We start from the raw sequence: 18,972 nt of genomic DNA on the forward strand, positions 1-18,972 counted from the left end.
GCCGCCGCCGTCGCCGACTGGGCGGAGCGCGGCCGCTGGGTGGTCGACAAGCTGAAGTCGGTGTCCACTGCAAGCCAGACGGGCGTGATAGCCGACCTGAAGGCGCTGAATGCCGTCTACACCCCCTTCTGGGCGGCCAACCGGGTGTTCGTCAAGGGTGGGGGCCGGGCGGCTCTCGACTCGCTGGCGGCACGCGCCGAGGTGGCCAGGATCTCGGCGCCCAGGACCTATCAGCTGCCCGAAGAAACGCAGGCCGCGGCGCCCGCCGACTTCGTCGAGTGGAACATCGAAGACATCGGCGCCAACCAGGTCTGGGAGCAGTTCGGGGTGCGAGGCGAGGGGGTGGTCGTGGGGAGCATCGACTCCGGCGTCGAGTTCGAACATCCCGCCCTGGTCGACCGGTACCGGGGCCGCAAGCCGGACGGCACCTTCGACCACAACTACAACTGGTACGACCCGGAGCGGGTCTGCACCGCCTCGGGAACCAGGCCCTGCGACGACGACGGTCACGGTACCCACACGATGGGCATCGCGGTCGGCGACGGCGGCGAGGATCTGCATTTCGGCGTCGCCCCGGCGGCCCAGTGGATCACCGCCAAAGCCTGCCGGCCCACGACCTGCTCCGACTTCGCCCTGATGGCCGCCGGGCAGTGGATGCTGGCGCCGACCGATCTCAAGGGCGGCAACCCGGACCCGGCCCGCCGCCCCCAGGTGATCACCTTCTCGATCGTGAACCCGGACGGCCGGGACCCGTTCTACCGCCCGGTTGTCCAGGCGTGGCTGGCCTCCGGGCAGTTCGGGAGCTTCGCCAACGGCGAGACACCCATCGACAAGTGCTCTACGGTAGCCTCTCCGGCCGCCTATCCCGAGGCCTACGGGGTCAACCCGTACAGCCAGTTCGGCGGCATCGGAGGTGCCTTCGGCCCGTCGCCGTTCGACGCCGCGATCAAGCCCAACCTGGCGGCGCCCGGCTTTTCGATCTTCAGCAGCACGCTCGGGGGCGGGTACGAGCTGCGCGGCGGCAGCTCGATGGCTGCGGCACACGTCGCCGGTGCGGCGGCGTTGGTGCTCTCGGCGGCCGGAGCGCTCTCCGGCGACGTCCACGGCACACGGTCGCTGCTCGACTCCACCGCCGGCGACGCCTTTGACTTCCTAGGTTGCGGCGGGCCGCCCGAGAAGAACAACGTCTGGGGGGAAGGGCGGCTGCACGTCCTGACCGCCGTGTCGAAGGCGATCGAAGGATTCGCCTCCCCGTTGAACGGCACCGTCACCGATTCGGTTTCGCAGCAGCCGGTCGCCGGCGCACTCGTTGAGGTAACCGGGGGCAACTCCACGGCAACCTCGGCCGAAGGCCTCTACCACCTCTTCCTCTATCCCGGTGACTACGACGTCACGATCAGCGCCTACGGCTACGACCCGCAGACCTTCCCGGTCACCGCCTCTCCGGGCGAGGAGATCGTTCGTAACGTCGCTCTCGTCCCGCAGAGCGGGACGACGATCTCGGGGAGGGTGACCGACGGCGGGGGACACGGCTGGCCGCTGGCCGCCCGGATCGACATCGCGGGCTTTCCCGGCAGCCCGATCTTCACCGACCCGGCGACCGGGCTCTACTCGGTCGACCTCAAGGGAGGCGCGCACAAGTTGACCGTCTCGGCGGAGCTGGGGGGCTACATTCCAGAGACCCGGCAACTGGCCGTCCCGCCCGACGCCACCACCCAGGATTTTGCGCTTCTGCCGGATCCGGACTGCCGCGCCCCCGGCTATCACTTGGGCAGCGCGGGGCTGTTCGAGGCCTTCGACGGCGGCCTTCCCGACGGCTGGCAGGTGGTGAACAACACCGGCGGCTCCCAGTGGAGGTTTGACGATCCGGGGGGCCGCACCAATCAGACCGGGGGCGAAGGAACGTTTGCGATTGTCGACAGCGACGCCGCCGGGCCCGGCGACCTGCAGGATACCGAGCTCGTCAGCCCCCTGATCGACCTGACCGGCGCGGCGGAGCCTGTCGTCCGCTTCGCCACCGATGTCCGTGCCTTCAGCGACGAGAACTTCGACGTCGACCTCAGCATCGACGGCGGCGGCACCTGGGACAACATCTGGCACAAGGCCGGCGAGGAGGGGTTCGGCAACCTCCGCGGCCCCCGGATTGAATCCGTGCCCGTTCCGCAGGCCGCCGGCCAGCCGGATGTGCGGGTGAGGTTCCACTACCACGTCGGGGACTTTGACTACTGGTGGCAGGTCGACGACGTCCTGGTCGCCGGGGGCGGCGGCTGCGTGAAGGACGCCGGGGGCCTGGTTGCGGGGTTGGTCACCGACGCAGTGACCGACGCCCCCCTTGCGGGCGCTCAGGTGCGCGGAGCCGGGTCCGGCGAGGCGGCCTCGAGCCTGCGAGGAACCTACGCCCTCTTCGCCCCGGTGGGCAACCGCTCGTTCACCGCCTCCAGTGACGGCTTCGAGGACGAAACCCGGACGGTGAACGTGGTCGGCGACACCACTGTGCGCCTCGATCTCGCGCTGGACTCGGGCCGGCTGGTGTTCGACCCGGAGGAGATCGTGGAGGAGGTCGAGCCGGGCGGCCGGCGCACGGTGAACCTGAAGGTGACCAACGACGGCACGGCGCCCGCCTCCTTCAGCCTGCAGGCAGACGACCGGGGCTCGGAAGGCGAAAGTGCACCGGCGTCGGGCTCCTCGCCCACAGTCACGAGAGTGCCCGTCGAGAACGTCCAGCTCGGTTGGATCAGCAGCACCGCCGCCGCCGGCCCCGAACCGGTCACCGCGGCCTCTGAAGGGGTTTGGGAGCGGGTGGCTCCCTACCCGGTCAGAGTCTTCGACCAGGCAAGCGTGACCGGCGACGGCAAGGTGTACTCGGTCGGCGGGGTTTCCGGTGAGTTGGATATCGACGACCTGTTCATCTACGACCCCGCCACCGACCACTGGGAAGCCGGTCCCGAGATGTCCTACGGGCGCACCCGGCCGGGGGCGGCGTTCATCGACGGGAAGCTCTACGTGGTGGGCGGCTGGGACGACGGCGGCAGGCCGCTGCGCAAACTCGAGGTCTACGATCCGGTCGCCCGCGAGTGGTCTGCCGGACCGGACATGCCCGCAGCCCGGGCCGCTGCGGGAGTGGCGGTCGCCGGCGGGAAGCTCTACGTGGTGGGCGGGTGCGTGGTAGGCGGCTGCGGTCCGGACGACGGGGTTTACCGTTTCGATCCCGAAACCGGATCCTGGGAGGCGCTCGCCGCCTACCCGTTCGACGTAGCCCACACCGCGTGCGGCGGAGTCCTGGGGGTCGTGTACTGTGCCGGCGGCTTCGACCGGTCCCTCACCGCGGTGGCCGACGCCTTTGGCTACGACGATGCGTCCGACACGTGGCTGCCGGCCCCACCGCTCCCGTTCCCCCTGGGGCTGACAAACAACGCGGTGGCGAGCGGCCGGCTGGTCCTGGTGGGAGGCATCGACGAGCGCAACTTCCAGGTCGACAGCACCCTCGCCTTCGACCCGGTCTCAAGCACGTGGGAGTTCTTCGAGCCTCGGGCGGATGCCAGCTACCGGGGATCCGCCGCCTGCGGGCTGTACTCGATAGGGGGGATAACCCCTCAGCACCCCTTCCCGCGCGTCCGCCTGGTGGAGCGCCTGGGAGGGTTCGACACGTGCGAGGAGAGAGCAAACAACTGGCTGACCCTGGACCGTACGACTGGAGAGCTGGCGCCGGGGGAGAGCGTGACCATTCACGTGACTGTGGACGCCGGGGACCTGCAGCCCGGATCCTACTTCTCGGCTCTGGGCGTCGATGAGGACACCCCGCGCATCGTCCAGCCGGTGTTCGTGGAGATGAAAGTTGCCCGGCCTGCCTCGTGGGGAACCGTGCAGGGGGTGATCTCCGGGCTCGGCCGGTGCGACTCACCGGGCAGCCCTCTGAGCAACGCCGACGTGTCGGCCAACGGCCTGTCTTCCCCCTCCGGGCGCGACGGCAGGTACAGCTTGTCGGCCGACGCCGCCGGGGGCCCGGTTGCGGTTACGTTCCAGGCACCGGGCTACCTGGACAAGACGGTTCAGGTGACCCTGGCCGCAGGCCAGACGGTTACCTCCGACGTGAACCTGACCCTCGACCGCCCCTGTGTCTCGGCCGATCCCGAGCGGGTAAACGTTCAGGTGGTGCAGGGGGCCACCGCAACCGCCCCGCTAACCCTGCGCAACACCGGCCCCCGTTCCGCAAGCGCCCGCGCCGGCGAGACCGAGTTCGCGCTCGACCCGGTCGCGCCCTCGAACGCGGTGGACGCCCAGAGCCCGCCCGGCCGTCTCCCGGATCGCAGCCGCCCCGACCCTGGAGGGGTCGCGCCCTCCTGGTTCCAGGGGACGCCGGCGCTGGGGTACATGGACCAGTACGGGGCGGCGCAGTGCGACGGTGACCCCAACCGCTTCTACCTGGCCACCGGTATCACGGCCGGGGTTTACACCGACACCCTCGCCCGTTACGACTCCACCGACAACAGCTGGACCGAGCTGGCCCCCCTTCCCCAGGACGCGTGGCCAGGCGACTTCAGTCATTTCGGCGTAGCCCAGCCGGCGGCGGTCTGCGAAGCGGGCAGGATCCACGTAATGGGGGGCTACCACCAGGCCGTGCCCCAGGACACGCATTTCGTCTACGACATCGGGGCCGGTAGCTGGAGTACGGCCGCTCCTCTCCCGCGCAAGGTTTTCGGAGCGGCTGCGGCGAGCTGGAACGGGAAGATCTACCTCGCCGGCGGCGCGGTTACCCTGTCCGACGGCACCACCGACGAGGTCGACGTCTACGACATCGCCACCGACACCTGGGCGGTGCTGCCGGCCCGGATGCCCCTGCGCACCGAGCGGGCGGCTTCCGTCCAGGCCGGCCGCTACCTGTACCTGCTCGGGGGAGCCGACGACCTCGGCCCCCCGGTCAACTACAAGCAGACGCAGCGCCTGGACCTGGTAACCGGCACGTGGAGCATGGGCCCCCCGCTGCCCAGGGAGTCCGTGAGCTCGGCGATGGCCGCCACCGGCACCGCCGTCTACCTGATATCCGGGTGGACTCTCCACCCCAACGGCTTCGCCACCCAGACCGACAAGGTGATGCGCCTGGAGACGGCCTCCTGGCCGGCCGGCACCTGGACCCAGCTTGATCTCACCCCTTACTCGGCGGGAAACAACAAGGGGTACTGCACCGAGGGGGTCACCGGCGGGGAGATCTCGGTAGCGGGCGGATTCGGCAACGGTTTCATCTTCAGGAACCTGCTGATGCGCAGCGTGGCGCCCGAGCGGTGCCCGACCATCCGCTCCGACGTGGGCTGGCTTTCGGTCGATCAGGTGTCGAGCACCATCGCCGCCGGAGGGTCGAAGACCCTGAGTGTCAAGGTGGACGCCAAGGGACTGACCCCCGGCAGCCACGTCGCCACCCTGTTGGTCGAGACAACGGACCCGGGAGCCCCCGAGTTGCGGGTGCCGGTGACTGTGGAGGTGGGCGCCGCTCCCCCTGTCACCGCCTACGTCTCGCTGGCTACGGCGGCCACCGTGGGCGGGGTGGCGGTCGCCGACGAGGACATCGTTGCCCTGGGACCGGCCGGATCGGTGACCCCGTACTTCGACGGGAGCGACGTGGGGGCGAGCGGGCTGGCCCTCGACGCCTTTGCCCGTTTGGCCGACGGCTCGCTGGTGTTGTCGTTCACCGCGCCGGGTACCTTGCCCGGAGTGCCGGGAACCGTCGACGACTCGGACCTCGTGCGCTTCCGGCCGGATTCGCTGGGGGCCACCACCGCCGGCTCCTACGAGATGTGGTTCGACGGCAGCGACGTAGGTTTGTCGACCACCGCTGAGAACCTCGACTCGGTGGAGGTGCTGAACGACGGCCGCGTGGTGGTGTCGACCACCGGCGACGCCAAGCTCACGGGCCTGACCGCCACCGACGAGGACCTGCTGATCTTTACGCCCCAGTCCCTCGGGGCCACGACCGCCGGGTCGTTTGCGCTGTGGTTCGACGGCAGCGACGTCGCCATGGCTGCCTCCAGCGAGGACGTCGATGCAGCAGCCCTCCGGGGCGACGGCGCCATCCTGCTCAGCACCACCGGCGTTTTGGGCGTAACCGGCCTTGCCGCCGGCAAAGAGGACGTCGTGGCATTTTCGCCTTCCCGGCTCGGACCCACCACGGCCGGCAGCTTCGCGCCGGCGCCGGTGGTGGACGGCAGCACCATCGGGCTGAAGGGCCAGAACATCTCGGGGGTTGAGCTGCCATGAAGCTTCGCGGCCTGATCCTGGTGTTGCTGCTCCTGGCAGGCCTGATCGCAGCGGCTACCCCCGCCTCGGCACAGACCGAGAGTGAGGCCTCGCCGGTGCCCAGCCCGGAGGCGACACCCGAGCCGACGCCCACCCCGGAGAGCGAGCCGGCGCCGGTCGAGGCAGCAGTCGCCAAGGAGATCGAAAAGGACGGCAAAGCGGACTTCTGGGTCAGGTTCGAGGCCGAGGCCGACCTCCGCACCGCATCCCGCATCACAGATTGGAATGCCCGCGGGAAGTTTGTGATGGACACCTTGAGGGGCTTGGCGGATCGAAGCCAGGCCCAGGTGAAGGACGAGCTCGAGCGGCTGGGGACCGATTTCAAGCCGTTCTGGATCGAGAACACCATCTTCGTGCGCTCGGGCGACGAGAAGACCCTGAAGGCGATGGCCGCCCGGCCCGAGGTGGCCAGTATCGACGCCGACCACATCTTCGATCTGCCCGAGCCGGAGCCGGGCGCCGACCTGGCGCTGGTCGACGCGGTCGAGTGGGGCATCGACAACATCAACGCCGACGAGGTCTGGAGCACGTTCGGCGTGCGCGGCGAGGGAGTGGTGGTCGGCAGCATAGACACCGGCGTCCAGTTCAACCACCCCGCCCTGGTCGAACAGTACCGGGGCAACAACCACAACGGCACGTTCAGCCACGACTACAGCTGGTTCGATCCGCAGTCCGATTGCGGGAGCCCATCGTTGGAGCCCTGTGACGACGTCGGGCACGGCTCGCACACCGTGGGCACGATGGTGGGCGACGGGGGGCCGGAGGCCCGCATCGGCGTCGCTCCGGCTGCGCAGTGGATCGCAGCCAAAGGGTGCGAGGACCGGGGGTGCTCCGAGTTCGCCCTTTTGTCCTCCGGGCAGTGGATGCTGGCGCCCACCGACCTGAACGGCCGCAATCCCGACCCCAGCCGGCGGCCGCAGGTGGTCAACAACTCCTGGGGCGGGCGCGGCGGCGACACCTGGTACGAGTCAACCGTGCAGGCGTGGGTGGCTTCCGGCATGTTCCCCTCCTTCTCCAACGGCAACTCCGGCTTCGGGCTCTGCGGGACCGTCGGCGCTCCGGCCGAGTACTCCGACAGCTACGGAATCGGCGCCTACGACATCGACGACAACATTGCGAACTTCTCCAGCCTCGGCCCGGGCACCGACGGCGGCGCGAAGCCGGATATCTCGGCCCCGGGCGTCGACGTGCGCAGCAGTGTCCCCGGCGGGGGTTACCAGGCCTTCAACGGCACCTCGATGGCGTCCCCCCACCTCTCGGGTGCGGTGGCGCTGCTGATCTCGGCGGCGCCTGCGCTGCTGGGCGACGTCCCGGCGATTCGGTCGGTGCTGGACGGCAGCGCTCGCGACGCCCCCGACTCCGAGGAGTGCGGAGGATCGGCCGCCGACAACAACACCTTCGGCGAGGGCCGCCTGGATGCCCTGGCGGCGGTCGACTCGGCGCCGCGCGGAGATCCGGCAATCCTCAGCGGCACCGTGACAAACGCCGTCAACGGCGCGCCGGTGGCGGAGGCGGAGGTGTTGATCGAGGGCGGCCTGGTGCCGCGCCGGGTCGACACACGCTCCGACGGAACCTACGAGGCGAGGCTTGCGGCCGGCAGCTACGACCTCACCGTCGCCGCCTACGGGTGGGAGCCGGAATCGGCCTCGGTGACGCTTGTCCCCGGAGCGACCGTGACGCGCAACTTCGCACTGACGCCGATCCCGATGGTGACCGTAAGCGGCACGGTAACCGACGGGTCGGGGCACGGCTGGCCGCTCTACGCCCGAATCGACATCGCGGGCTACCCGGGAGAGCCGGTGTTCACCGATCCGGTAACCGGAACCTATGCGGTGGACCTGATCCCCGGGGTGACCTACCGGGCGACCGTGACCGCGCTGATCGGAGGCTACCGGACCCAGACGCGCGAGCTCAGCCTGCCCGGGGATCCGCCCCAGCAGAGCTACGAGATGGCCGTCGTCGGCGACTGCAGGGGACCGGGCTACATAGCGGGCGAAGAAGCTTTTACCCAGACCTTCGACTCACCTACGGTTCCGGACGGCTGGCAGGTGGTCGACAACGCAGGAACCGGGGTGGTGTGGAACTTCCACAACCCCGGCGGGCGGGACAACCTGACCGGGGGTGACGGCCGCTTTGCCATCATCGACAGCGACATCGGCGTGCTCAGCACGGACACCGAGCTGATCTCTCCCTCATTCGACCTTTCCGGCGCCGCCAACCCCAACCTGCGGTTCAACGAGGATGTTCGGACCTTCGGGGACGAGATCTTCGATGTCGATGTCAGCATCGACGACGGATCGAGCTGGACCAATGTGAGACGGGTCGAGGGGGAGGGTGGTACCGGCGACCTCCGGGGCCCGCGGCTGGAACAAATCGCCCTACCGATGGCCGCCGGTGAGCCCGACGTGCGGATCCGGTTCCACTACTACAACGCCGAGTTCGAGTGGTGGTGGCAGGTAGACAACTTTGCGCTCGGAGACCCCGGCTGTGCAACGGTGCCCGGAGGCCTGCTGGTCGGGACGGTCACCGACGGGCTCACCGGCGATCCGGTGGACGGTGCTCTGGTGGTTGCCGGCGATGCTCCCTTTGCCGAGGACGCCAGCGAGCCGACCCCGGAGGATCAGGCGGTAGCCGACGGCTTCTACATGCTATTCGCCCCCGAGGGAACCCAGTCGGTGACCGCCTCGAAGAAGCTGTATGCCGACGGGAGCAAGCAGGTAACTCCCGCGCTCGATGAAACCACCAGGGCGGACATTGCCCTGGGCACCGGGCGGGTCGGGGCGGACAACGAGGTACGGGCCACCGTCGAGCTCGGCCAGACTACGACGGCCACCCTGACGCTCACCAACGACGGCCCTTCGCAGACCACCTTCGAGCTGGGCGCCCGCCGGGGCGGCTTCGAGGTTGCAGGCGCCGGAGCGCCGGTGAAACGTGAGCCGGTGGCCGCCAAACCGGGCAAGTTCACCGCCGCCGACTTAGCAGCCTGGGCCAGGGCCGCGCCGGACTCCCCGGGAACCGGCGCGGCGCCCTGGCAACAGATCGCCGACCTCCCGCTGCGGTTGAGGGACAACGCGGCTGCCGAGAGCGACGGCAAGCTCTACTCGGTCGGAGGGCTCAACCCCAACGAAGGACCGCTCAAGTCCCTCTTCGTCTACGACCCGGCCAAGAACAGCTGGAGCGAGGGCGCACCGATGCACGATCGGCGCGAGAAGCCGGGAGCCGTCTTCGCCGGCGGGAAGATGTACGTGATGGGGGGCTTCGATCCGATCGGGGTTCAGTACGCGTCGGTTCCCACGGTGGAGGTATACGACCCGGACACCGGCGCCTGGAGCGACGGCCCCACCATGCTTGTCGGGTCGGCGGCGATGGGGACCGCTCTTCTGGACGGAAAGATCTACACGGTGGGAGGGTGCACGAGCGGCGAGTGCAACACTACGAACTCCGTCTACCGGCTGGATCCTGCAACCGGCGTGTGGAGCCAGCTGAGCAACTATCCGGAGTCGGTGGGGTGGCTCTCCTGCGGAGGCGATGAGGAGCGCAACCGGGTCTACTGCGCCGGCGGCGCGGGGCTGTTCGTCGAATCTCCCGACACCGCCTACTCCTATAACCCGGCGACCGACCAGTGGACGCCGATAGCCTCGCTTCCCATCCCGCTTTGGGGCTCCGCCTCCGACATGGCCAACGGCCAGCTGGTGATCTCCGGCGGTGTAACCGGCGGCGACATCACCAACGAGGGGTTCGCCTACGATCCCTTCACCGACAGCTGGAACGCGATTCCTCCCTCCAACACCACCACCTACCGGGGCGCGGGGGCTTGCGGTTTCTACCGGGTCGGGGGTTCGCCCGGAATTGTCGACACGGCCGAGCGTCTCCCAACCTTTGGCGGGTGTGACCCCGGCCCGGTCCCCTGGATGACCCTCTCTCCGCAAACCGCCACGATCCCCGGCGGCGGAAGCCGCCCGATCACCGTGAACCTCGATGCGTCGGTCTCCGACGTAAATCAGCCCGGCACCTACACCGCGTCGATTGTGATTCGGGAGGACACGCCGTACGCGGTAGAGCCGGTGCCGGTGTTCCTGGAGGTGACCCCGCCGGCTTCCTGGGGCAAGGTCACCGGGCAGGTGAACGGCTTGGGCCGGTGCGACGTGCCCGGCACCCCGCTCGGAGGTGCCACCGTGAGGATCGACGGCAGGTCCCGTGACTTCACCCTTAGTGCCGACGGCACCTTCTCAGCGTGGATGGACAGGAATAACGGCCCGGTTTCAATCGAAGCGTCGGCCCCCGGCTTCGTCGAACAAGTCCACCCGGATGTGGTGGTCCGGTCGGGCCAGACCACCGTCTCCAACTTCGGCCTCCGCCCGGACGAGGCGTGCACCTCCTTGTCGCCGGACGGTCTGGAGCTCGACCTCGGCCGGGGCGAGACGGCCACCAGGAGCCTTACTCTGCAGAACGACGGGGGCGGAGAGCTCGACTTCACGGTTGCCGAGATTCCCTACGCCTTCGATCCGCTGCCCGATGCCGGACCGGCTCCCGCCGCCACCGGCTGGTTCCAGGCGGCCACCATGCCCGACGGCGGCAACCAGTACGGCCACGCCCAGTGCGACGGCGACTTCAGCCACTTCTTCGTGTTCGGTGGAGCCGGCGCCGAGGGCCAGCCCACGGACAGCTCGCTTCGATACGACGTGACCACCAACTCTTGGATCCAGCTGGAGCCCCTGCCCTCGGCGGTCGTCTCACCTACGGCGGTTTGTGAAGGGAGCCGGATACACGTGATGGGCGGCGGGGCTACCACTGCCCACCACGTGTACGACATCGGGTCGGATACCTGGACCACGGCCACCCCGCTTCCCCGCCCGGTGCGAGGGGCGGCAGGGGGCGTCTGGAACGGCCGCATCTACCTGGCGGGGGGCGATGCGGACATTCTTGCCGGCGGCGCGGTCTCCACGGTCGATGTCTACGACATAGCCGCCGGAACCTGGTCGAGTGGCCCCGCGATGCCCCGTGCCGCGGCCTTCCCGGGGTACGTCCAGGCCGGCACGTACCTGTATGTGGCCGGAGGCTGGGACGCAGGCTCCCCGGCGGACAACCTGCGATCCACCCAGCGCCTGGACCTGCTCACCGGAACCTGGGACACCGGCCCCGACCTTCCCTTGGCTAAGGCGGCACTGGCCCTGGCGGCCACCGATCAAGCGATCTACGCAATCGGGGGGGACGATGGCGGGGGCTCGTTCGACGACGCGACCGACCATACCTACCGGCTGCCTCTGGCCGCCTGGCCGGACGGCGCCTGGGGCACCGAGCCCGACCTGCCGCTCAGGATGACCGCTAACAGCGCTGGCTTTTGTACGATGGGCATGCTCGGCGGTGAGATCTGGAGTGTCGGCGGGATCGACCAGTTCGGCTTCAGCGACGGCGAGTCCTACCTCTCCAAGATCGTCCCCGAACGCTGCGCCACCCTCCGCTCGGACGTGCCGTGGCTGTCGGCGACGCCGGGGATGGGCGAGGTAGCCCCGGACGGCACCCGCAAGGTCAACGTAACAGTCGATGCGAGCAGCCTGGACCCGGGAACCTACGAGGCGACGCTGATTCTGTCGACCGACGACAGCGGAGCCCTCGAGTTCCGGGTGCCGGTACGCCTGACGGTGGGGGAGGAGCGGCCGGGGGTGCTGCTGTCGCTGGCCCGGCGGGGCACCATAGCCGGCATTGCGGCGGGGCCCGACGATGTGGTGGGCCTGAGCGCGGGCGGAGCCGCATCCCAGTACTTCGACGGCAGCGACGTCGGTCTCGGCGGAGCGCATATCGATGCAATGGCCCGCCTGCCCGACGGTGCGCTGATCCTGTCGTTCGCCGACCCCCTGGATGTGCCGGGCATCCCGGGCCGGGTCGACGACTCCGACCTGGTCAAGTTCGTCTTCACCTCCACCGCCCAACCGACCGCCGGGAACTTCGAGCTGTGGTTCGACGGCAGCGACGTCGGACTGGGCGACGCCGACGAAGACGTCGACGCAGTCGAGGTGCTCCCCGACGGACGAATCCTCGTCTCCACCATCGGGCAGGCCGCCGTCCCGGGAAGGGCCGGAGTCGACGACTCCGACGTGCTGGCCTTCACCCCCGATGCGACCGGTGCGGACACCCGCGGGCGCTTCGAGATCTGGTTCGACGGCAGCGACGTCGGTCTGTCGACCGCCGACGAGGACGTCGACGCTCTGGGCGTGGACGGCGGGGGCAAGGTGGGTCTGAGCGCGCTCGGGGCCATGTCGGTGCCGGGCCTGACCGCCGGGGGCCGGGACGTGGCGGGATTTAACGGCACGAGCCTCGGTGCGACAACGACGGGCACCTTCGACGCTGCACCGATCGTCGGCGGCGCCGGCCTCGGACTGGGCAGGAGACAGAACATCTCGGCCTTCGATTTCTATACGAGCTGAGTCCACTCGGGCGCAGTGATCGCCATGATCACCATCGACTCCAGCCTTCCGTCTTTGATCACGCTCTCCACCAGTGTGCCCTCCCGGCGAAAGCCCAGCTTCTCCAAAACCCGGATCGACGCGGTGTTCCGTTCGAACGGAGTGGCCCAGACCCGGTGCAACTTGAGCGTCTGGAAGCTGTAGGTCGTCATCTCCCGAGCCGCCCGGGTTGCGAGGCCCTTGCCCCAGTGCTCCTCGCCCACCCAGTAGCCGAGCTCGCCCGAGATCCGCTCGATGTCGTCGTTGGGGACGATGCCCACCCCGCCGACGGCCTCACCTTCGAGGTCGATGGCGAAGAACACCTGCGGTTTCAGCGTGGCTGCGCGGTCCAGGAACTCCTCGGCGTCCGTGCGGGTGTAGGGATGCGGGAAGCGGTCCCTGAGGTTCAGCCATATCGCCCGGTTGTTCGCGTGGCGAACCAGCGAGTCGAGGTCCTCCGGCCGCCAGGGCCGCATGCAGGACGGGCCGGTCAAGCCGGGTCTACGGGATCCACAGGTAGGCGGCGCCGGGCTTGCGGGCGATGCCCAGCTCCTCTTTGAGCTCCTCGGCGGTGCTCGAGAACCCGAGGAACGGAAGCTCGTCGAACAGTCCGACCACCGGCTGGTACACCACAAGCGATGCGTCCTCGTCGTCGGCCAGCCGCCTGGCCCGGTTGAAAGCGGTCTCCCGGTCGCCCAGGCGGTCGACCAGCCCCAGCTCCCGCGCCTGGAGTCCGGAGTAGATCCTTCCGTCGGCGATCTCACGAACCCGGGCCTCGGGGAGGTCCCGCCCCTCGGAGACCACCTGGACAAAGCCGGTGTAGGCCTCGTCGATGAGCGTCTGGAACAGCCCCCGCTCCTGCTCGGTCATCTCCCGGAACGGCGATCCGAGGTCCTTTAGCGCCCCGCTCTTGACCACGGTCATCCCGATGCCGAGCTTGCCGGCGGCTTCGGACAGGTTCGGGATCATGGCGATCACGCCGATGCTGCCGGTCCAGGTGAAGCGGTGGGCGATGATCTCGGTGGCCCCGGCGGAGATGTAGTAGCCGCCCGAGGCTGCCGTGTCACCCATCAGGGCGATAACGGGCATGTCCTCGGCGATGTCGGCGACACGGTTGTAGATCGCGTCGCTCGCAAGCACGCCGCCGCCCGGGGTGTCGACGTTGAGAATGATGCCGATGACGTCGGGGTCGTCGACGGCCTGGTCGAGCTGGCCGAGGATGTTGAAGTCCGTGGCGCCGAGGGCTCCGCCCTCCGGGTCGGAGAAGATCTCGCCGATGACGTTGATCATGGCGATCTTGTTGGTGGAGTCACCCTCCTCCAGCAAGATCTCCTCGAACTCGCCGGCGCCGGCCGCGTAGCCCCCCGAGAACCCCTCGGAGAAGGCGCTGATTGCCAGTGCAGTGGCCCATAGTCCGACGATCACCACCAGGATGCCGATTATCAGCCAGGTTCGCTTAGCCTTCTTGGACGCCATGAACCAAGAGTACACGGTAGGATCTGGCCTCATGCTCCGATTGGTTATTCCCAAAGGGAGCCTCGAAAACCAGACCCTGGCCCTGTTCGAGGCTGCCGACATCCGCCTCATGCGAGGTTCCGACCGTGACTACCACGGCACGGTCGACGACCCGCGGCTGGACCGGTTTTCGCTCATGCGACCCCAGGAAATCCCGAGATACGTGGAGGAGGGGTTCTTCGACGTGGGCCTGACCGGCCTTGACTGGGTCACGGAGACCGGCGCCGACGTCGAGACCATCGCCGAGCTGGCCTACAGCAAGGGCAACGTCGGGGCCCGGGGAATCGTCAAGATCGTGCTCGCCGTCTCCGACAGCACCGACATCACCAGTGTCGAGCAGATGCCACCCGGCAGCCGGATCTCAACCGAGTACCCGAACATGACCCGCAAGCTGTTCGAGGACCTGAACATCCCGGTCAAGATCTTCATGTCCTATGGGGCCACCGAAGCGAAGGTGCCCGAGATCGTCGACGCGATCGTCGACGTCACCGAGACCGGCAGCACGCTTCGCAAGAACCGGCTGCGGATCATTCACACCATGCTCCACTCGCCGACCCTGTTGATCGCCAACAAGCAGTCGTGGGCCGACCCGGAGAAGCGTCAGGCCCTGGAGGAGCTGAAGATCCTGATCTTTGGCGCCGTCGATGCCCGCGGCAAGGTTCTCGTGAAGCTGAACGTCGGCAAGGACGACCTGGAAGGGGTACTGGAGGTCATCCCGGCGCTGGGGTCGCCCACCGTGTCCCAACTGGCGCACGGGGAAGGGTTTGCCATCGAGAGCGTGGTGAAGAAGACGGACATCAACGTCCTGATCCCGACTCTGAAGGCCCGGGGCGCCACGGGAATCCTCGAGCTCCCGATCACAAAGATCGTCGACTAGTCCCGCACCACCAGCGTCTTCGCGATCTTGTCGCCCAGGGACTGCTTCTTTTCGTCCCACAGCGGCCACAGGCCGTTCAACAGGGTGATCAGGCCGCCGATCAGCGGAACGACGCCGGCGATCGGGTTGACCAGAGCCCGCTTGGCGGCGTCGACAAAGGTCGGCTTGTCCCCGTCGGTTCGGATCAGCTTGATGCCGACCAGCATCTTGCCCAGGGTCTGACCCATCGCCCCGTGGCAAACCACGTAGTAGACGGTCGCCAGAAGGGTGAAGATGATGGTAACCCTCACGTTCATCGCCACGATCCCGGAGATAAAGTCCTGCGAGCTTGCGGGGTCCGGCTGGCCGGTGACCGGGTCGATGGTCGCCGAGGCTGCAAACGACTCCATCATCGGGCGGAACTGCTCCCAGACGAAGAACAGCATGGGAATGCTGAGCAGAATGCTGTCGATCAGGTAGGCCCCGAACCGGGATCCCCACCCGGCCAGGACCACCGGCCTGGGCTGGGCCTCCACCGGCTGGCTGGCCAGAGTGTCGCGGTACGCGGCCCACTCCTCGTACATCTTGAAATCTTCGATTGCCATGCCCCGCTCCTTCGCGCGCGTGTGGTGGTCAAAACGTTCGCCGTAGGTCTATCGGCAGCGGTGCGGCCGCTGTTAAGCGCAAATTCAAGGAATTGGGAGAAGGGGCCGGCTCGGCCGGCCCGGGAAGAGCGGCGGGTACGTGGTAGTGTAGAAAACCTTGAACGAGGTCTTCCGCGCGCTTGGCGATCTGCCGATCGGCGAATGTGATTCTCGTGAGGAGGTTGATCTGCAGCGTAAGACGAGGAGTGGTGGCCGATAGCTCCTGAACCACGGCTGAACGACCGTATTCGCGTTCCCGAGGTACGGGTAGTAGGTCCCGGCGGAGAACAGTTGGGCATCATGACCACCGCCCAGGCATTGAGTCGAGCACAACAGCTCGACTTCGATCTGGTCGAGGTAGCGCCGCAGGCAGACCCACCGGTCTGCAAGATCATGGATTACGGGAAGTACAAGTACGAGCAGGACGTCAAAGCCAAAGAAGCACGGAAGCGCCAGCAGCAGGTCACTGTCAAGGAGATGAAGTTCAAGCCCAAAATCTCCACGCACGACTACGACACGAAGAAGCACCACATCGAGAAGTTCCTGAATGCGGGCTCGAAGGTGAAGATCACCGTCTGGTTCCGGGGCAGGGAGATGCAGCACACCGAGCTCGGTGCGAGATTGCTTACGAACCTGTCGACGCAGCTGGAAGATATAGCGGTTGTCGAGATGCACCCGAAGCTCGATGGCAAGAACATGGTGATGGTTCTCGCTCCGGTCAAGAAGACGGGTGCGAAATCGGAGAAGGAACCGAAGAGCCAGCACGCCTGACCCTAGAGAAGTTAAGAGGTTTCGAAATGCCAAAGCAGAAGACTCACCGTGGCGCCGCGAAGAGATTCCGCGTCACCGGATCGGGCAAAATCGTTCGCGAGCAGGCTCACATCAAGCACTACCTCGAGCACAAGCCGGGCTCGTTGAGAAGGCGGCTTCAGCACCCCTCGTTGGTCTCCAAGGCGGACACCAAAAGGGTGAAGCGGATGTTGGGGATATAGGACCGTGGCCAGAGTAAAACGATCAGTTCACAGCAAGAAGCACCGACGCGCGACCCTAAAGGCCGCCAAGGGCTACCGCGGGGCACGCAGCCGCCACTACCGGGTTGCCAACGAGCAGCTTCTGCACTCGATGACCTACGCCTACCGGGACCGCAAGGACCGCAAAGGCCAGTTCCGGCGCCTTTGGATCGCCCGCATCAATGCAGCCGCCCGGACCAACGGTATCTCGTACAGCCGCTTCATCGAGGGACTCTCCAAGGCAGGGGTCGAGGTCGACCGCAAGGTTCTGGCCGAGATTGCAGTGAGCGACGCGGCGGCCTTTTCCGCCCTCGCAGGCACCGCCAAAGCTGCGCTGGGAGACTAGTAGTCCGCCGAAAGGCGTCAAAATTGACGCCTAACCGGCGCATTGGTCCGCCAGCCGAAAGGTGCCGGGTAAGCCTTGATCACCAGCCTGCGCAACCCCCACATCCAGGCTGCTCGAAAACTCGTTAAGCGCGCAGTCCGGGACGCCCGGCGGGAGTTCCTGGTGGAAGGGCCCAACGGCGTCGGCCAGGCGCTGGACTCCGGCGCCCCGCTCACCGTCCTGTTTCTCGCCGGCCCGGACGACCCTTTCCCCGAGCACAGCCGCCGGGCCAGAGCCGGGGGCGTCCCGGTGCTCGCCGTCTCGGACGACGTGATGAGGGCAATCTCCTCCACCACCACCCCCGCCGGGATAGTTGCGGTCAGCCGCTTTGTCGACCGGGACCCGGTGGCGCTCCTGAGGGACCCGCCGAGCCTGGCCGTCGTGCTCGCCGGAGTCCGGGATCCCGGCAACGCCGGGACGATCATCCGCAGCTGCGCCGCCGCCGGCGCCGACGCCGTCTTTCTCGGGGAAGCCACGGTCGACATCTACAACCCCAAGTTCGTTCGGGCCACGGCCGGCGCCCTGTTCAATCTCCCGTTCGCCCGGAATGTTGAGTTACCCTGGCTCTTGGAGAAGTTGGGAAGTCTCGACCTGCAGCGTGTGGCTGCGGACCCGGTTGGAGAAGTGGTGTACGACCAGGTTGACTTCAGGCGGCGCACCGCCTTCGTTTTGGGAAATGAGGCTTGGGGCGTGACTGAAGAGCTTGCGTCCGCAGTAGACGCAAGGGTGAGTATCCCGATGAGCAAGAGCGTGGAGTCGTTGAACGTCGGCATGGCAGCAACGGTGCTTCTCTTCGAGGCTGCCCGGCAACGGAGGGCGGGCTGATGGCCGGCTCCGACCTCGCCGGGATCATCGCCAACATTCGTGAGGCGATCGTGGTGGTAGACGAGAAGGGCGCGGTCGTCGAGTGGCTCGGAGGCGCCCGGCGGATGTTCGGCTGGTCGCCCGAGGAGATCGCAGGGCGCAACCTGGACGAGGTGCTGCAACCCAAGGACGTGAACGGAAACAAGACTTGTGTCGCACGGGTAGCGAAGGATAAAGAACTGGCCATCACCAAGGGAACACCGGAACGGGAGGTGCTCACGCTCACCAAGAGCGGTGCGCCCCTGTGGATCGGCGTGACCTCGAGCTTCGAGCGTGCTCCGGGCGGGGCGGTCGTCAGGACTACCGCGGTGATGCGGGACATCGGGCGGCGCAAGCGGGTGGACATGGCCAAGTCCGAGGTGATCTCGGCTGTGGCCCACGAGCTTCGCTCCCCGCTTACCTCGGTAAAAGGGTTCACGTCCACGCTGCTCCGGCGATGGGACCGGTTCGACGACGACAACAAAAAGCACCTGCTGGCGACGATCAACGCCGATGCCGACCGGGTTACCCGGCTGATCGGCGAGTTGCTCGACCTCAGCCGGCTCGAGGCCGGCCGCTTGCCGCTCTCCCGCCGGATGATCAGCCTGGACGACATCACCGCCCGGGTCGTCGATCGCATCAAGGCGCGGGCCGACAACCACCAGATCGGGTTCGAGTACCCCGCGGATTTCCCGGAGGTCTACGCCGATTCGGACAAGATCGAGCAGGTGCTGACCAACCTGCTGGAGAACGCGGTGAAGTACACCGCAGGCGGCAAGGTCCAGGTCGGCGGAAAGCTCCAGGAGAGCGCCGTGCTGGTGACGGTTTCCGACGAAGGCAAAGGCATAGCCATCGAGCACCGCTACCAGGTGTTCAACAAATTCTTCCGGGAGCGGGCTCAGGCCCAGAACCCCGGAACCGGGCTCGGCCTCTACATCTGCAAGGGTTTGATCGAGGCACACGGCGGGCGGATCTGGGTCGAGAACGG

Annotated in this window: 11 protein-coding genes; 8 read left to right on the top strand and 3 right to left on the bottom strand. The window is 67.6% G+C overall.

Features of this window, described 5'->3' with window-relative positions:
• The first annotated feature begins 39 nt into the window (after window positions 1-39).
• Both VFV09_06000 and VFV09_06005 read left to right on the top strand, forming a co-directional pair.
• On the top strand, window positions 40-6,249 hold the full coding sequence (locus tag VFV09_06000) for a carboxypeptidase regulatory-like domain-containing protein (GenBank protein ID HEU4867267.1): 6,210 nt from the start codon (window positions 40-42) through the stop codon (window positions 6,247-6,249).
• Window positions 6,246-12,713 carry a S8 family serine peptidase gene (locus VFV09_06005; GenBank protein ID HEU4867268.1) on the top strand — a complete coding sequence of 2,156 codons (6,468 nt, stop codon included), beginning with the start codon at window positions 6,246-6,248 and terminating at the stop codon, window positions 12,711-12,713. The genes VFV09_06000 and VFV09_06005 overlap by 4 nt, the downstream gene beginning before the upstream one ends.
• Here the strand turns inward: VFV09_06005 and VFV09_06010 are convergent.
• Window positions 12,701-13,225 (bottom strand): GNAT family protein, encoded by a 525-nt coding sequence (locus VFV09_06010; GenBank protein ID HEU4867269.1) that lies wholly within the window; start codon window positions 13,223-13,225, stop codon window positions 12,701-12,703. The two genes, VFV09_06005 and VFV09_06010, sit on opposite strands and share 13 nt — an antisense overlap.
• A 7-nt stretch (window positions 13,226-13,232) precedes the next feature.
• Complete coding sequence (gene sppA, locus VFV09_06015; GenBank protein ID HEU4867270.1) at window positions 13,233-14,207, bottom strand: signal peptide peptidase SppA; 975 nt, start codon at window positions 14,205-14,207, stop codon at window positions 13,233-13,235.
• A gap of 31 nt (window positions 14,208-14,238) precedes the next feature.
• Here sppA and hisG point away from each other — a divergent pair, with 31 nt between their 5' ends.
• A complete protein-coding gene (hisG, locus tag VFV09_06020; protein HEU4867271.1) occupies window positions 14,239-15,123 on the top strand; it encodes an ATP phosphoribosyltransferase in 885 nt (294 codons plus the stop codon).
• Here hisG and VFV09_06025 read toward each other — a convergent pair.
• Window positions 15,120-15,707, bottom strand: a complete 588-nt coding sequence (locus tag VFV09_06025) for an RDD family protein (protein ID HEU4867272.1) — start codon at window positions 15,705-15,707, stop codon at window positions 15,120-15,122. The genes hisG and VFV09_06025 overlap by 4 nt on opposite strands.
• A gap of 273 nt (window positions 15,708-15,980) precedes the next feature.
• Between VFV09_06025 and infC the strand changes: the two genes are divergently transcribed.
• The 5 genes from infC to VFV09_06050 all read left to right on the top strand — a co-directional run.
• Window positions 15,981-16,517, top strand: a complete 537-nt coding sequence (gene infC / locus VFV09_06030; GenBank protein HEU4867273.1) for a translation initiation factor IF-3 — start codon at window positions 15,981-15,983, stop codon at window positions 16,515-16,517.
• A 26-nt stretch (window positions 16,518-16,543) separates the two neighbouring features.
• Window positions 16,544-16,738 (top strand): 50S ribosomal protein L35, encoded by a 195-nt coding sequence (gene rpmI / locus VFV09_06035; protein ID HEU4867274.1) that lies wholly within the window; start codon window positions 16,544-16,546, stop codon window positions 16,736-16,738.
• Between the two features lie 4 nt (window positions 16,739-16,742).
• A complete protein-coding gene (gene rplT / locus VFV09_06040; GenBank protein ID HEU4867275.1) occupies window positions 16,743-17,102 on the top strand; it encodes a 50S ribosomal protein L20 in 360 nt (119 codons plus the stop codon).
• Window positions 17,103-17,177: 75 nt separating this feature from the next.
• Entirely contained in the window at window positions 17,178-17,966 is a 789-nt protein-coding gene (locus VFV09_06045; protein ID HEU4867276.1) for an RNA methyltransferase, read from the top strand.
• A partial coding sequence (locus VFV09_06050) for an ATP-binding protein (GenBank protein HEU4867277.1) occupies window positions 17,966-18,972 on the top strand: 1,007 nt, incomplete at its 3' end. The genes VFV09_06045 and VFV09_06050, both read left to right, overlap by 1 nt.

This window comes from Actinomycetota bacterium (assembly GCA_035759705.1).
Lineage (GTDB): Bacteria > Actinomycetota > CADDZG01 > JAHWKV01 > JAHWKV01 > JAJCYE01.

Coding starts and splice junctions, on each gene's coding strand:
- sppA (HEU4867270.1), bottom strand. CDS start 14,207: ATGGCGTCCAAGAAGGCTAAGCGAACCTGGCTGATAATCGGCATCCTG.
- rpmI (HEU4867274.1), top strand. CDS start 16,544: ATGCCAAAGCAGAAGACTCACCGTGGCGCCGCGAAGAGATTCCGCGTC.
- VFV09_06025 (HEU4867272.1), bottom strand. CDS start 15,707: ATGGCAATCGAAGATTTCAAGATGTACGAGGAGTGGGCCGCGTACCGC.
- VFV09_06005 (HEU4867268.1), top strand. CDS start 6,246: ATGAAGCTTCGCGGCCTGATCCTGGTGTTGCTGCTCCTGGCAGGCCTG.
- hisG (HEU4867271.1), top strand. CDS start 14,239: ATGCTCCGATTGGTTATTCCCAAAGGGAGCCTCGAAAACCAGACCCTG.